We start from the raw sequence: 14,475 nt of genomic DNA, 5'->3' as shown, positions 1-14,475 counted from the left end.
GGCGGCAAGGGGTCGGCCTCCTCCAAGCACCGGCGGACAAAGAACCTCTCGATGCCCCTTACCCCTGCGACCAAACGGCGCCTCGTTACCGCTGCCCTTGTCGGCCCGGCCAGTATCTGGCTGTTCGTCTTCCTGGTGCTGCCCTTCATCGCCATCATCATCTTCGCCTTTGGCGAGCGTGCGCCTGAGGGCGGCTATCAGGCAGCTTTTACCTTTGCGCAATTCGCCAATCTTGGCTCGCGGTCGGCCGCTTTCATCAATACGTTGATCCTTGCGCCGATCGGAGCCGCCGCTTGCCTCCTCGTCGCCTATCCGGTCGCCTACTACCTAGCCGTCAAGGCCAGCCCTCAGCGCCGTCTACTGCTCGTTTCGCTTGTTGTCGTACCGTTCTGGACCAGCTTGCTCGTGCGCACATATGCCTGGATGTATCTCCTCGGCGCGCGCGGCATCCCGCATCTGCTCGAATATGTCGGCATCGAGAACGTCAGGCTGATCAATACACCCGGTGCCGTGCTGCTTGGCATCGTCTATGGCTATCTGCCGCTGATGATTATGCCGATCTACGTCAGTCTCGAAAAGCTCGATCGGCGATTGCTCGAGGCATCTGCTGACCTGGGTGCCAAGCCGATTTCAACCTTCTTCGGCATCACGCTGCCACTCTCCCTGCCCGGCGTCATGACCGGCGTTGCCCTGGTAACGATCCTCTTGCTCGGCGAATATCTGATCCCGCAGCTGCTTGGCGGCGGCAAGGTGTTCTTCATCGGCAATGCCCTTGTCGACCTCTTCCTGCAATCGCGCAACTGGCCGTTCGGATCAGCGATCGCCGTAACGCTCGTTGCCGTTGTCGTCATCGTGCTGCTGGTTGCCATGCGCATCGCATGGCGCGTTGCTGGCACCCGCCAGGTGGATCTCGTCTGATGCGCGCGCTCGTTACTTTCGTCTATCTGTTTCTCTATACGCCGATTGCGCTCGTTGTCCTGTTCTCGTTCAATGCTGGTCGTAATGCCAGCGAGTTCACCGGCTTTTCGACGCAGTGGTATGGACGGGCGCTGTCCAACACCTTTCTGATGGAAGCCCTGCAGAACAGCCTCATCATCGCCTTCACCAGTGCCGCACTCGCTGCAATCTTCGGCACCATGGCCGCAATCGGTTTGGAGCGGCTCGGCACTCGCACCCGTGCCGTTTTCGATGGGCTCTTTGCTGCGGCGATCGTCGTGCCAGGTGTCGTTATCGGCATTGCGACGCTGGTGGCACTGGTCGAGGTTTTCGGCATCATCAACCCGCTGATCGCAGCCGTCTGGCCCGGCGATCAGCCGCCTAAATTCGCACTTGGCTATGGCTCGATCATCGCTGCGCATGGCCTGTTCACCATGGCCTTGGTGACGATGATCGTCAAAGCACGTATTGCGAGCCTCGGCCGCGATATCGTCGAGGCATCGAGCGATCTTTACGCGACGCCATTGACCACGTTTCGGCAGATCGTGCTGCCGCAGATCATGCCGTCGATCCTTGCCGGCTTCCTGCTCGCCTTCGCCTTCTCCTTCGACGATTTCATCATCGCCTTCTTCGTCGCGGGATCGAACACGACGCTGCCGATCTATGTTTTCGCTTCGATCCGCCGTGGTGTCACCCCGGAGATCAACGCGATCGCGACGATGGTGCTGATTGCATCGCTCTTCCTCATCCTCATCGCGCGTTTCCTGATGCGCGAAAAGACAACGACAAACTGACCAGGGAAAACACATGATACTCAAGGATCGGGTCGCAATCGTCACGGGAGCCGGCTCCGGCATCGGCCGCGCCGGCGCGCTGATCATGGCGCGGGAAGGCGCGCATGTGATTGTCGCCGACATCGATTTGGCAAATGCCGAGGAGACCGTCCGCCAGATCGCGACTGCCGGCGGCAACGGCGAAGCCCTCGCCGTCGATGTGACAGATGACAAAGCCCTGGAAGCGGGCATGACAGCCATTGCATTGCGCCACGGCCGCATTGATATCCTGCACAATCATGCAGGCTCGCAGGTGGCAGGCAATTTGGAAGACGTCGCAATCGCGGGCTTCGATACGTCCTGGAGCCTCAATGTGCGTGCGCATTTCATGGCTTCGCGCTTCGTCATGCCGATCATGAAAAAGGCCGGCAAGGGGGTCATCCTCAATACCTCGTCGTCATCGGGCGTGCTCTATGATCGCGAGATGATCGCCTATACCACTTCCAAGCATGCGGTCATCGCGATGACCAAGCAGATGGCGGGGGACTATGCCCGCTTCGGCATCCGCGTCAACGCGCTCTGCCCCGGTTGGGTCGACACGCCCTTCAACGCGCCGTTCATCTCACAGATGGGAGGGCGCAGTGCCATCGAAGGCTATATTGCCGAAAAGGTGCCACTCGGACGATGGGCCGACGTTTCGGAGATTGCCGAACCGATCCTCTTCCTCGTTTCGGATCGTTCGTCCTACATGACGGGACAGATCCTCGTTGTCGATGGCGGCGAAACGGTCGTTTAGGTCTACGGGCGTGGATGGGTCGGTGCAGCAGTCAATGCACCGTTATTCCTGCGTCAGCCAGCTCGGCAGTCTCACGGCCAGATGCCCGGCGACAGCCGCATCGACACAATCGGCGAGGCTGCCGAAACGCACGGCGCGACCGCTAAGACCCGGTCCATAGTGTGCATATTTGCCCGAGTTGGTCATCACCGCACGCGTCCCCGGTGGAAAGACCGGTTCAGAAATGGAGCACCAGCAGAGGTCGGGTAAAACCTGTACGCCGCTCCCTCTGAGCCGCGTCAGCGTGCCGTCAGCCTCGGCGGCCGCGATGACATCGCGCCCCGCCGTGACGATAACATTAACGTCAGGCAGACGGTGCCGGCCGGAAAAAGCATCTGCAAGTGCGCGACACTCGGCGAGCGAAGCGTGTGGGCTGCCAATAGCGACGAGCTGGATCGCTTCCGGGCCTTCGTTGAGCATCCTCCAGCCGACTGCCATGTCGGCAAGCGTGATGGGCAGGCGATCCGCATCGGGATCCAGGGCACCGGCAGCCTCCGGCGTGACACCTTCGATGTGCAGCATGGGAGCAGCAGACGTCGTGCCGAAGGCGGCGCAGAGCGCCTTCAAGTCGTCCCGAGACGGATTGCCGGCCGCAAGACCGCGGAGCAACGGGATCCGATCCGGCGAGGCCTTGCCGGCGAGATAACCGATTAGCGGCCAGAAGGCATCTTCAGGCCGTGCGGGGAGCTCGATATCGAGAATGCGGGTCGCCTTGCGGTTTTCATCCAGGTAAACGCCGGACAACGGCGCACGGCCCGTCAGCGCGATGCAGAGGTCGAGGAAATCCGGGTGCTTGGCCGTCCTTGCGCCGAGAACACTGTTGGCGAAAATGACCGCATTGGACTCTGCCCAGCCGACGGCCTCGCCCGGGCCTGGCGCACTATCGAGAAGGTAAGGTGAGCAGGTAAAGGTCGGACGACAGCCCATGCGCACATAGGCATCAGCCAGCCGCGCAGCCGGGTTGCCGAAGCTTTCGGGTACACCCTGCGACCTCCAATTGGCGCGGTCAACGGAAATGGCGTTCATGGTGGTCGGTATTCGTACACGTCCGCCGAGGTCGGCCATTTTTTCAGCGAAGGTGAGATTCGCCGGACTTGCATAAATACAGCCGTCGATATGGCCCTGCGTTACGTCAACAAAAGAGCCTGCGCCCTGTTGTGCGGCCATGGCGGTTAATATGCGCATGGCCTGGGCAACCGCGACACCTTCATCGCCATCAAGCATGGACCGATCACGTATTGTGAGGCTGAGTTCAGACGTCGCAGGTGGCTGAAGAAGAATGCTCTCGCCGTCCGCCACGATGGCAGCGGCTTCCACCCTGATGGAGCGCGCCTGAGACAAGCGGGCGAAGACATCCGGGCGAAGCCGCACGACCGGCAATTGCCGCCCGAACATTTCAGCGGCGACAAGAGCACCGAGGGTCAAAACGTCTTCGGCCTCGCAAAAGAGCAAGGCCGTCGGTGCGCGTCCGGTGAGCGCGAGATCGAGCAGCACGCCAGAGCCGCTGCAGGATCCGCGGCTCGACGGCATCATCAGGATTGCGCCGGTGAGGCATTCGCCGTGCAAAGGATGGTGGATATCCATGACTTTGCCCGTCGCAGGATCGACCCCGCCCCAGAAGCTCAGGGCCTCCTGCGTGGCGACGACATGCCCCTCCGCGGTCCCGCCCATGATGCTGCGGGCCAATGCCATTGCGTTCATCTCGCTATAATCCATCGATGGAGCCCGATCGCTGATGCGCAAGCGGCGGCATGGAGACACCCCTTCCTGTCAGAAACGCTGTGGGGAAAAAGGCGTGAGATCGATTGCCGGCATCCGTTGGGTTAGAAGATCGGCGATCAAACGCGCGGTGCCCGCTGATTGGGTCAAGCCAAGGTGGCCATGGCCGAAGGCATAGATGACGTCGGCCGTCGCCCGGGCACGACCTATGGCAGGGAGACTGTCGGGCAGCGACGGGCGGAACCCCATCCATTGCACGCCACGTTCCGGTTTGAGACCCGGCAGGAAGCTGCGGGCCTTTTGCAGCATGGCTTCGGAGCGCCGGAAATTCGGCGGCAAGGCCAAACCGCCCAGCTCGACCGCACCACCAACGCGAATGCCGGTCGAAAGTTTGCTGACGACGAAGCCATGTCCTCCGAAGGTTATCTGCGTACGCAGGTCGAAAGCATCGGATGGAAGCGTCGTGTTGTAGCCGCGTTCGGTCTCCAGCGGGATATGGTCCCCGAGCGTTTTGGCGAGCCGATGCGAGAAAGCACCGGCGGCCAGAACGACCTTGCCGGCCCGACGCAACTTTCCATCGGCCGCAAGCACCTCGACACCAGCAGGGATCGCGCGAAGTGCTGAAATCTCTGCCCGCTCGATCACACCGCCACGGCTGCTAAAGTGCTCGGCGAGCGCCAGCGTATAGAGTTTGGGATCGGCAATCGAATACCAACCGGGGGTGAAGGTGCCGAGTATGAAACGTGACGCAAGCCCCGGCTGGATCGCCACCATCTCTCCCGCTTTCAGATGCTGGAATTCAATGCCGTGATTGCGGCGAGCCTCCCAGCCGGGCAGAGAAGCCTGGAATTCCGCCTCGCTTTCATAGACCTGGAGATTGCCTTCCTTGCGCAGCATCGGGAGCGTGTCGGTCGCAACCAGGAAGGGCTCCAGTTCCGCCTTTGAAAGATCCATCAGGCTTGTCTGCGCCGCGGTCGAGTGGGCAACGCGCGAGGGCTGGCAGGCGCGCCAGAACCGGAACATCCAGGGCGCAATCTGCAGCGCATAGGCAGGCGGTATCGACAGCGGACCCAGGGGATCCAGAAGCCATTTCGGCGCCTTCTTCAAAATGCCGGGGGACGCCAGCGGCAGGATATCCGTAAAGGCGAAAGCGCCGGCGTTCCCAGCCGAAGCGCCGGCCGCCGGTCCCTCCCGATCAACGACCACAACCACCAGACCGCGAGATTGAGCTGCAATCGCGGCAGAAAGGCCGATGACGCCGGCCCCAATGACAATGACGTCCGGCTTCACCATGAACACACACCCGCTATAGACTTGAGCCTATCCGAAGATTGCATCCCGCTGCCCGCCGCCATCATGGCGCAACGGCGATAGATCCTGCATACCAATCGGTCTCGCGTCAGGGCCGCTTCACGCATGCGGATCATGGGTATGGTCTCCTCTTCGATATGGGATACCGCGCGGATAGAGCGCTGATAAACAACATACCTTCAGGCGGCATGGCAAGCGCTCCTGGCGGCACTGTCGCGCGTCGAATGTCCTGACATCTCGGCATTGGCGGAGAGAAATTCCATGGCATTCCCTCTGAGGAATCGGCAGGCGCCACAACAGTTGCAGCCCCTATGTCGATTTTTTGTATTTTTTTTGTATTTATATTTTTCAAGACTATGATGCAAGCGAACATAAAAATGGGAGAACGAAATTGACCGATACCGTCACCCTGAAACCGGATGCATTGCATAGCCGTGTCGTGGCAATCCTGACAAAGGCCGGTTTCCACGCCGCACAAGCGGCCGCGATCGCCCGGGTGATCGTCGCCGGCGAACGCGATGCCTGCAAATCGCACGGCATTTATCGCATCGAGGGCGTGTTGCGTACGGTCAAGGCCGGCAAGGTCCGGCCGGATGTCGTGCCCAAACTGGCGCAGAGCGAGGCGTCGGCAATCGTCAAGGTCGATGCCAAGGGCGGCTTTTCCAACGCTGCCTTCGAGCTCGGCGTTCCCGTTCTTGCCGAGCGCGCGCGCCACTTCGGTATTGCCGCACTTGCCATCAACGACTGCACGCATTTCGCAGCCCTTTGGCCGGAAGTGGAAGCCTTGACAGACCAGGGCCTTGCCGGCTTTGCCATGTGCCCAAGCTACGCAACCGTTGCGCCGGCCGGCGGGACCGCACCGCTCCTGGGGACAAACCCTTTCGCCTTCGGTTGGCCGCGCATCGATAATCCACCTTACGTCTTTGATTTTGCCACATCGGTTGCGGCACGGGGTGAAATCGAACTTCATCGGCGGGCAGGAAAGTCACTTCCGGAAGGTTGGGCGATCGATGCAGCTGGACAGCCGACGACAGATCCGCAAGCTGCCCTTGCCGGCGCCATGTTGCCCTTTGGCGGCCACAAGGGCTCGGCGATCGGTACGATGATCGAGCTTTTGGCAGGCATCATGATCGGAGATTTCACCAGCCGCGAGGCGCTTGACTATCTCGGCTCGACGGCCTTTGCCCCGCGACACGGCGAACTCGTCGTTGCGTTCTCGCCAGAGGCTTTCGCCTCCGGACGGCCGGGCGATCCGTTTGCCCGCGCAGAAGTGCTGTTCGAAGCAATCGCCGGCCAAGGCGCGCGCCTGCCGTCCCAGCGCCGCTTCACCGCCCGCGCTCGTGCGGAAAAGGATGGCATCCCGCTGACGGCAGCGGAAGTGCAGCAACTCGATCGACTACTGGAACTCGGCCTTGACGCAGTCTCTTGACGAATAGGAAGAGCTTTGGTCTGCCCGCAGGACAAGAAAAAGAGGCCCGCAAGGGCTTCTTTCCATTTCAGCTGTCATATCAATCAATCAGCTCAGGCCTTGTATTTCTCGACGGCTCCGGGAAGTTTGCTCCACTCGGCGTACCACGTGTTGAAGAGCTTGAACTGAGCCTCGACATAACCGCGCTGGCTGTCGTTCAGAACATCGCTTTCATTGAAATGAAGCGTGTATTCCACGTCGCCCTGCAGCACCATCATATGCTTGAAGAAGAGAACCAAGTCCGGACCTTCGTCGAAGGACGACAGAACCGCCAGCGCCTGCTCCAGTTCGAGTGCGCGCTGGCGTGCATCGACATCACCCTTCGCAGCGGCTTGCGCGAGGTTACAGAGATGAATCACTTCACTGGGAAGGACATTGCCGATGCCGGTGATGGCACCGGTCGCACCACAATTGACGAAGCCGTGGAACACTGCGGTATCGACACCGATCATCAACGAGACGTCGTCGTCGCGGCTGGTGATGTTTTCGGCGGCGTAACGCATGTCGGCAGGCCCGCCGAACTCCTTGAAGCCGACGAGGTTGGCATGCTCAGCGCGAAGCGCAAAGAACAGGTCGGCACGGGTGGCAAATCCGTAATAGGGGCTATTGTAAATCACGGCCGGGAGATCGGGTGCCGCCGACAGGACGGCCTTGAAATGCGACTTCTGCGCCGCGATCACCGAGCCGCGCGAAAGCACACGCGGGATGACCATCAGACCCTTGGCTCCGACCTTCTGGGCATGAGCCGCGTGAGCGACCGCCGATGCCGTATTGACGGCGCCCGTGCCAACGATGACCGGGACACCCGCCTTCGTCAGCCGCTCGACACCTTCCATGCGCTGCGCGTCGGTCAGCAGCGGCCAGTCACCCATGGAACCACAATACACCACCGCCGACATGCCCTTGGCGATGAGCTCCTTGCCCTTGCGGACGAGAGCATCGAAATCGGGGCTGCGGTCCGGTTTGCACGGAGTCATGAGCGCCGGGATCACACCGGAGAAAATGCTTGATTTCATCGATCTGTCCTCGTTGGGGCCTAATAGCCGGGCGATAGTTCCGCCGCATGCGCGGCGGTCTCTTGCCGTCATTGCCAATTCATACAGACTTGTATTTATTTTGTCGACAAGAAATATTCAGACTATAGCCGGATATCGAGACGTCCTTCCCGCACCAGCAATTTCTGCACCTGACTGACGATCTGTTCGGCATGCTCACGAGCGAGTCGCTCGGACAATGCGCTATCGCGGGCTTCGACGGCCGCGATGATCTCATCATGCTCGTCGACAAATCGGCGTGGCAGGCGATCCTCGTAGGACTGATAATAAAGGCGAAGAATACGCCGACCTTCATTCAACAGACGGCTGAAAAGAGCCGTAAAATAAGGATTGCGGCCGGCCTCGGCGATGGCCAGATGCAGGGCGGCGTTGGTCGAGATCATCGCAAGGGCATCCTGCGCCTCCACGGCGTCGGCGAATTCCGCCTGGCGCGCCCGCACGATCAGGAGATCCTCCGGCCGGTGGTATTGCGCGGCAAGCTGCGTTGTCACGCGGTACATCAGCACCAGCGCGTCGAAATAGCTATGCATGTTGAGAAAATCGATCTGCGAGACCATGGTCGAGCGATTTGGCAACGTATCGATCAGGCCCTCGCCTGCCAGCCGCACAAGAGCCTCGCGGATCGGCGTGCGCGACATGCCGAAGCGCTCGGAAAGCTGCACCTCGTCAATGGGGCTGCCTGGCGGCAATTCCAGATGCAGGATCTCGTCACGCAGAATGTCGTAAACCACTTTAACGCCGGAGCCGCGTTTGCGCTCGTTCCGCGGGCCTGATTCATTGTCCATGGCTAACTGACCTCTCTTTTATCGTGAGGAATAAAGGCGCGTGCGCGGTAAATCAACGCCGCTTGCGGCTCGTCACTTCGGTTCCGGCTTTGCGACAGAAGACGTCATTTCGGCGAAAAGCCAATTCCGGAACGTCTTGATCTTGTGTTGACGGATCGCACGCGGCGGATAGACGAGGAAAAATTGCGATGGAGATTGAAGCGCATGCCTGAACGGCCGGATGAGCCGTCCTGCGGCAAGATCTGCCGCAACAAGCATGGTCCGCCCCAGCGCAACGCCCTCGCCCTGGGCCGCGGATTCCATCGCGAAGGTCGCGGAATCGAAGGTCAATCCACCCTCGGCATCCACAGTGGTGACATCGGCGCTCCGGAGCCATGTCGCCCAATCAATCGGAAAGCCGTCATGGATCAACGTATGATACTTCAGATCTTCCGGCGAACGCAGCGGTCGGTCTCCATCGAGAAGACGCGGGCTGCAAACGGGGAAGACCTCTTCTCCCGTTAGAAGCTCGGATGTCAGCCCCGGATAATTTCCCGTGCCATAGCGGATCGCGATATCGATGCCGTCATCCCTGAAATTCGTCAGACGCCCGGTCGTCGATATGCGTACATCGATATCGCGGTTCGCCTGATGAAACCGATAGAGCCGCGGCACCAGCCACCGGCCCGCGAAACCGTCCGACGTGCTGACGTTGAGGGTATTGTCGAGGTGCCTGGCCGAGGCAGACTTTGTTGCAGCCGCCAGAAGGTCCAACGCTTCGCGGACGGCCTCAGCATATGGTTCGCCGATCGCCGTGAGGCGCACCGAGCGCGTCGCCCTTTCGAACAACTGAACATCGAGTTGTTCTTCGATGTGCTTGATTGCACGACTGACCGCACCATGGGTGACGTTCAGTTCTTCCGCCGCCCTGGAAAAGCTCAGGTGCCGCGCGGCGGCCTCGAAACTCGGCAACGCATTGAGAGGCGGCAACTTTCTGGGCATAGCTCATCTCATTTGTGATCATCACTCACAAATCATTGCCGAAAATTGGTTTGTCGTCCAGCCGTCGAGATCGGTATTGTCTCAACAAATGAAGCAGATTCCTCGCCGCAAGATGACAGAGGAACGTCTGCATATGTGACTATCCATCAACGAACGATGTGGAGCAACGACCATGGCAACAATCCTACCTTTCCTCTGGTTCAACGCCGAGGCCGAAGAGGCTCGAGACTTTTACCTATCCGTCTTCAAGAATGGGAAGGCGCTGCAGAGCATGCAAACGACGGATTGGGTTTCAGGACCGAAGCGCAGGGTGCCGGTGGCAACCTACGACTTCGATCTGGAAGGCGTTCACTTTCGAGCGCTCGATGCAGGCCCTGGCGATAAATTCAACGAAGCCGTCTCGTTCTTCATTCAAACCGAGGATCAGAAAGAGACGGATTATTACTGGGACGCGTTAACGGCAGATGGCGGGGTCGAGCATCCCTGTGGTTGGCTGCAGGACAAGTTCGGTGTCTATTGGCAGGTAACGCCCGCTGCCATGCTTCGGTTGATCGGCGATGCCGATCGCGTCAAGGCGGAGCGCGCCATGCAGGCCATGCACAAGATGAAGAAAATCATCCTTGCCGACATAGAAGCGGCATATGCGGGCTAAAGCCCTTCCTTCAAGCCTCCCCCCGATCGCTCGAAAGTGTCTCGCGATCCCGAGACTTAACGTGGGCGGCGGATCGCCCTGACTTTGCCGCTGCCGCCACCACCGGCAAAGAGGCGATCCCTGCCATCGGATTCGAGCCCCGACACGCCCGCACCATCCGGCATTTCCAGTCGTTCCAGCACCTCGCCGGTGACCGGATCGATGCGGCGCACATCGCTTTCATCTCCCTCCCAGGTGCCGTGCCAGAGTTCGCCATCGACCCAGGTGACGCCGGTGACGATACGGTTGGATTCGATCGAGCGTCTGATAGCACCGGTTTCGGGGTCGATCTCGATGATCTTGCGACCGCGATGCTGGCCGACCCACAGGCTGCCCTCGCACCAGGCAAGGCCTGAATCACCGCCGTTGCCGGGGGCGGGAATGGTCGACAGCACCTTTCCGGTTTCCGGATCGATCTTATGGATCCGATCCTCGGCGATCTGGTAAAGATAACGCCCGTCGAAGGCAGTGCCTGCGTGTGAGGCGACATCGATGGTACGCACTTGCGCACCGCTTTCCGGGTCCAGCGCGTGCAGCTTCTCGCCGGATGCGAACCAGACATGCCGGCCATCGAAAGTGACGCCGTTAACCCTCGGGGCATCATCGAACGGGCCGTATTCGCGAATGATTTCGGCGTGAGACTTCTTCACTGTATCTATCCTCCACTCGGCATCGATTGCGCTTGATGGTGAAACCCTAGTCGCTCGGCAGCGGCCCCGGGAGTAACAATGTTGTCGGGAAGCCGACGACCGGCGGCATCATCCAGCGCCGGGCGCGACCATTGCCGACAGCCTGGGCCATCCCACCGGTGGCCAATGCATCGAGTGCCCGCTGCACGGTGCGCGGGCTCATCTCGAGTGCAATTGCCAGCGCGGAGCTTGACCACGCCTCTCCATCGGCGAGCAGGGCAAGCAGTGCCGCGTGCTCCACGTCTACCGGCGGCGCCAACACGACGATATCGCGTTTCCCCCGCGCAGTCAGCGCAAAGCCGCGCGACGTGGCGTCGATATCGGCAAGCATTTCCAATGCGGCACGCAGCCTTCCTATCTCGACCCTCAAACGCGCCCGATGGGACTCATCGGCATAGCGGGCGCGAAACGCCCTCAAAATCAGGGCGGCGCGGGGTACGTCGGTAGGTGCGGCTTCGGCAAGAACGCGCGCAAGCGTGAACAATACCGGCCGGCTCGCCAACGGCACGATTTCGCCGCCGGCGCGCACAACATTTCGACACGCGTCGACGACCAACGTCTCGGAGGATAACAGCTCTTCCACGTCGCTTAGAAACAGCGGACGCTCGATGCCATTCGCAATCATCCGCGCAACCGGGACGTTCATCGCAAGCGCCGCATCCTGCACCTCGACGACAAGCGCAGGGATGCCGGACGCTTGCGCGGCCTCCGCCGCCCGCTTCAGTGCAGTATGGGCTTGGCGGGTGCGGAGCCGGCGAATAGCAATCCCGGCAACCGCAAGCTCATGGCTGGCCCTTGCCGCCGGGGGCAGTGGCGAGGGATCGAGCCCGCCAAGCAGCCTCTCAGCCTCATCGAGATGGCCGACAAGCAGCAGACGGCGTATCTGCAAATTGCGGGCATGAGCAGCGTTGACATGATCGCCTCGTCTTTCAAGGGTCGCCCGCGCCGTTTCAAGCGTCTTTTCCGGCCAGCCAAGATCGCGCGAGACGAGCGCGATCTCGGCCTCGGCCACAATGCAACGGGCACGGGCCACGGTCTCACGAGGGCCAAAGGCGCGGGTTGCGCTCTTGAGCAATATCTTTGCACGATCGAAGTCACCGAGTTGGGCCATGGCGATGCCACGAAGCGCCAGCGCCGGCGCATCGTTGCGCAAAGCCACCCGCTTCATCGCTCCCAGAGCATCGCCGGCGGCAAGCGCCTGGGCAGCCGCAACGATCAGCGAGTCCATCGAAATCCCGTCACACTTGTAACTCCCACCCTTCCTGCTCCTAGCGGTAGGGTATTCCTCATCGGGCGACAAGTGTAGCGCCCGCTCTAGCCTCACCAGGAGACGAACCATGACAATGCACAGAACTGGAACGCGCCGGGAATGGCTTTCCGCAAGGCTTTCCCTGCTGGAGCAGGAAAAGGAGCTGACGAGACGCAGCGATGACGTCGCCGAACGCCGCCAGCAGCTGCCCTGGGTAAAGATCGAAAAAGACTATCGGCTGGACACCGAGCAAGGGGCGGTTCCGTTATCCGCTCTCTTCAAGGGGCGCTCGCAACTCCTCGTCTATCATTTCATGTTCGGACCGGATTATGCGGCCGGCTGCCCGTCCTGCTCATCGATCGCCGATGGCTTCAACGGCATTGCCGTGCATCTTGAAAACCATGATGTCGCCTTTTCCGCCGTGTCGCGGGCACCGCTCGCCAAACTGCTGGAATTCAGACAACGGATGGGCTGGACCTTCGATTGGGCCTCTTCGGCCAACAGCGATTTCAATCATGATTTCAATGTCTGGTTCACGCCGGAGGAACAGCGTGACGGCGGCATCGAGTATAATTACCGGCGCGAGCCTCCTATGCCCAAGCCGTTGGCTGGCAAGAAGGTGCAGCAGTGGGAGTTGCGCGATAGCGAGGGTCCAGTGGAACAGATGGCGTCGATGACCGGAACGGATGTCCCCACCTACACCCGCGACCGGCCAGGAGTCAGTGCCTTTGCGATCCAAGGTGACGACATCTACCACACCTATTCGTCCTACGCTCGCGGGCTGGATGGCCTTTGGGGCGTCTATCAATGGCTCGACCGCGCCCCGCTTGGCCGCAACGAGACCGGTGTGTGGTGGCGCCATCACGATCGCTATGGAGCAAGCTGATGTCTGGATGGGCTGCAATTAACCTAAGGGCCTGCGCATATGCCGCCGGCCTGCGCCAGGCCGCGCGCGGGCTGCAGCTTGCGGCCACCCCGATCTTCGCGGGCATGGCGCTGCTGAGCGCATACAACGCAGATGACGGCATGATCTGCTCGATGCAAGGCAGCTCAATGCTCACCGGCATGGTGTTTATGTATCTGCTGATGAGTCTGTTTCACCTCGGCGCATGGCTGAAGCTTTTCATCAGGGGCAGCAATGGCCATGACGCGTGAATGGGCCATAAGACTGATTGCATCCGCTAGGTCTTTCCAAGATCGGCTGCGGCAACGGCCTGCTCCTCGATACCGAAATGCTCTTTGAGGCAACGCCAGCCTTTCGGCGTCACCTCGACGGCACGCGACGTTTTTTCCCGCCTTACCCATGTCTCCACGCAGAGCAGCCGGGTGAAGTGGACGCCAAGTGGACCGGCAAGGTGATGCTGCCGTTCCGTCCAGTCGAGGCACTGTCGCGCAAGCCCGGCACGGGTAGGCTTAATCTTGGCGACGTCGAGCCCCATTCGCCCGAACCATTCGGCGCCAGCTACGGTCACGTCGAACCGCTTCCCTTCACCAATTGCGAGAAAGCCCCTTTCGAGCATCCCCTGCGTGACGGCAACGCCCAGTCGGCCGGCCAGATGGTCGTAGCAGCAACGGGCGAACCGCAATTTCTGCGCCTCGCGGGTCAATGCCCTTCGACGGACGATCTCGACAGGACCTATCGAGGCCAGGCTTTCGATCGTCAGTGCGACATGCGGGCCGGCTAGCCGATAATAGCGATGCCGCCCTTCGGTCTCGACCGCCAGAAGGCCTCCCGCCAGCAACTTCCCCAGATGCGAACTGGCCGTTTGTGCGGTCACACCGGCGCAATAGGCGAGTTCACCGGCAGGCCTTGGATGACCGTCCAGTAAAGCGACGAGCATGATGGCTCGGGCGGGATCGGCGATCAAGGCGGCGGTTGAGGCGATATTCGGATGTGAACCCATCACGAGGCTCCCTGTTTCAGCCGGCAGAATAGCAGGAACTGTGCCCGCATGCTTCGACACGTGTCGAAACATCGCCCTC

The 14,475-nt window shown here is 60.7% G+C and carries 15 protein-coding genes; 7 read left to right on the top strand and 8 right to left on the bottom strand.

Features of this window, described 5'->3' with window-relative positions; all coding sequences use genetic code 11:
• Window positions 1-51: 51 nt before the first annotated feature.
• From HGP17_RS15295 to HGP17_RS15285, 3 genes are read left to right on the top strand one after another with little or no spacing between them, the layout of a single operon-like run.
• Window positions 52-918 carry an ABC transporter permease gene (locus HGP17_RS15295; RefSeq protein ID WP_168810367.1) on the top strand — a complete coding sequence of 289 codons (867 nt, stop codon included), beginning with the start codon at window positions 52-54 and terminating at the stop codon, window positions 916-918.
• Window positions 918-1,730, top strand: coding sequence for an ABC transporter permease (locus HGP17_RS15290; RefSeq protein ID WP_168810365.1), 813 nt, complete (start codon window positions 918-920; stop codon window positions 1,728-1,730). The genes HGP17_RS15295 and HGP17_RS15290 overlap by 1 nt, the downstream gene beginning before the upstream one ends.
• A gap of 13 nt (window positions 1,731-1,743) precedes the next feature.
• A complete protein-coding gene (locus HGP17_RS15285) occupies window positions 1,744-2,505 on the top strand; it encodes an SDR family oxidoreductase (protein WP_168810363.1) in 762 nt (253 codons plus the stop codon).
• Window positions 2,506-2,547: 42 nt separating this feature from the next.
• On the opposite strand, the gene HGP17_RS15280 is transcribed toward HGP17_RS15285, so the two are convergent.
• Together HGP17_RS15280 and HGP17_RS15275 are read right to left on the bottom strand one after the other, a co-directional pair.
• Window positions 2,548-4,245 carry an aconitase X gene (locus HGP17_RS15280; protein ID WP_168810361.1) on the bottom strand — a complete coding sequence of 566 codons (1,698 nt, stop codon included), beginning with the start codon at window positions 4,243-4,245 and terminating at the stop codon, window positions 2,548-2,550.
• A gap of 69 nt (window positions 4,246-4,314) precedes the next feature.
• Entirely contained in the window at window positions 4,315-5,556 is a 1,242-nt protein-coding gene (locus HGP17_RS15275) for an FAD-binding oxidoreductase (RefSeq protein ID WP_168810359.1), read from the bottom strand.
• Window positions 5,557-5,965: 409 nt separating this feature from the next.
• Between HGP17_RS15275 and HGP17_RS15270 the strand changes: the two genes are divergently transcribed.
• Complete coding sequence (locus tag HGP17_RS15270) at window positions 5,966-7,003, top strand: Ldh family oxidoreductase (protein ID WP_168810357.1); 1,038 nt, start codon at window positions 5,966-5,968, stop codon at window positions 7,001-7,003.
• A gap of 92 nt (window positions 7,004-7,095) precedes the next feature.
• Here the strand turns inward: HGP17_RS15270 and HGP17_RS15265 are convergent, their stop codons facing one another.
• From HGP17_RS15265 to HGP17_RS15255, 3 genes are all read right to left on the bottom strand, one after another.
• Complete coding sequence (locus HGP17_RS15265) at window positions 7,096-8,058, bottom strand: dihydrodipicolinate synthase family protein (RefSeq protein WP_168810355.1); 963 nt, start codon at window positions 8,056-8,058, stop codon at window positions 7,096-7,098.
• A 122-nt stretch (window positions 8,059-8,180) separates the two neighbouring features.
• Window positions 8,181-8,882 carry a GntR family transcriptional regulator gene (locus HGP17_RS15260; RefSeq protein ID WP_168810353.1) on the bottom strand — a complete coding sequence of 234 codons (702 nt, stop codon included), beginning with the start codon at window positions 8,880-8,882 and terminating at the stop codon, window positions 8,181-8,183.
• Between the two features lie 72 nt (window positions 8,883-8,954).
• Window positions 8,955-9,863, bottom strand: a complete 909-nt coding sequence (locus HGP17_RS15255; RefSeq protein WP_168810351.1) for a transcriptional regulator GcvA — start codon at window positions 9,861-9,863, stop codon at window positions 8,955-8,957.
• A 172-nt stretch (window positions 9,864-10,035) separates the two neighbouring features.
• On the opposite strand from HGP17_RS15255, the gene HGP17_RS15250 reads away from it, so the two are divergent.
• Window positions 10,036-10,515: a VOC family protein gene (locus HGP17_RS15250; RefSeq protein ID WP_168810349.1), complete on the top strand. Its 480-nt coding sequence runs from the start codon at window positions 10,036-10,038 to the stop codon at window positions 10,513-10,515.
• 56 nt (window positions 10,516-10,571) lie between these two features.
• On the opposite strand, the gene HGP17_RS15245 is transcribed toward HGP17_RS15250, so the two are convergent.
• Entirely contained in the window at window positions 10,572-11,204 is a 633-nt protein-coding gene (locus tag HGP17_RS15245; RefSeq protein ID WP_168810347.1) for a PQQ-binding-like beta-propeller repeat protein, read from the bottom strand.
• Between the two features lie 46 nt (window positions 11,205-11,250).
• The gene (locus HGP17_RS15240) at window positions 11,251-12,471 is read right to left on the bottom strand and encodes a helix-turn-helix domain-containing protein (RefSeq protein ID WP_168810345.1); all 1,221 of its coding nucleotides are present in this window, start codon (window positions 12,469-12,471) and stop codon (window positions 11,251-11,253) included.
• A 109-nt stretch (window positions 12,472-12,580) separates the two neighbouring features.
• Here HGP17_RS15240 and HGP17_RS15235 point away from each other — a divergent pair, with 109 nt between their 5' ends.
• Both HGP17_RS15235 and HGP17_RS15230 read left to right on the top strand, forming a co-directional pair.
• Window positions 12,581-13,378, top strand: a complete 798-nt coding sequence (locus tag HGP17_RS15235) for a thioredoxin family protein (RefSeq protein ID WP_168810343.1) — start codon at window positions 12,581-12,583, stop codon at window positions 13,376-13,378.
• Entirely contained in the window at window positions 13,378-13,647 is a 270-nt protein-coding gene (locus HGP17_RS15230; RefSeq protein WP_246704111.1) for a hypothetical protein, read from the top strand. The genes HGP17_RS15235 and HGP17_RS15230 overlap by 1 nt, the downstream gene beginning before the upstream one ends.
• Window positions 13,648-13,673: 26 nt before the next feature.
• Here the strand turns inward: HGP17_RS15230 and HGP17_RS15225 are convergent, their stop codons facing one another.
• Window positions 13,674-14,396 (bottom strand): helix-turn-helix transcriptional regulator, encoded by a 723-nt coding sequence (locus HGP17_RS15225; protein WP_168810341.1) that lies wholly within the window; start codon window positions 14,394-14,396, stop codon window positions 13,674-13,676.
• Between the last annotated feature and the right edge of the window lie 79 nt (window positions 14,397-14,475).

This window comes from Rhizobium sp. P38BS-XIX, assembly GCF_012641435.1.
Classification (GTDB): Bacteria; Pseudomonadota; Alphaproteobacteria; order Rhizobiales; family Rhizobiaceae; genus Rhizobium.
Note: the sequence above shows the minus strand (reverse complement) of the source record. Positions and strands in the feature narration are given on the sequence as shown.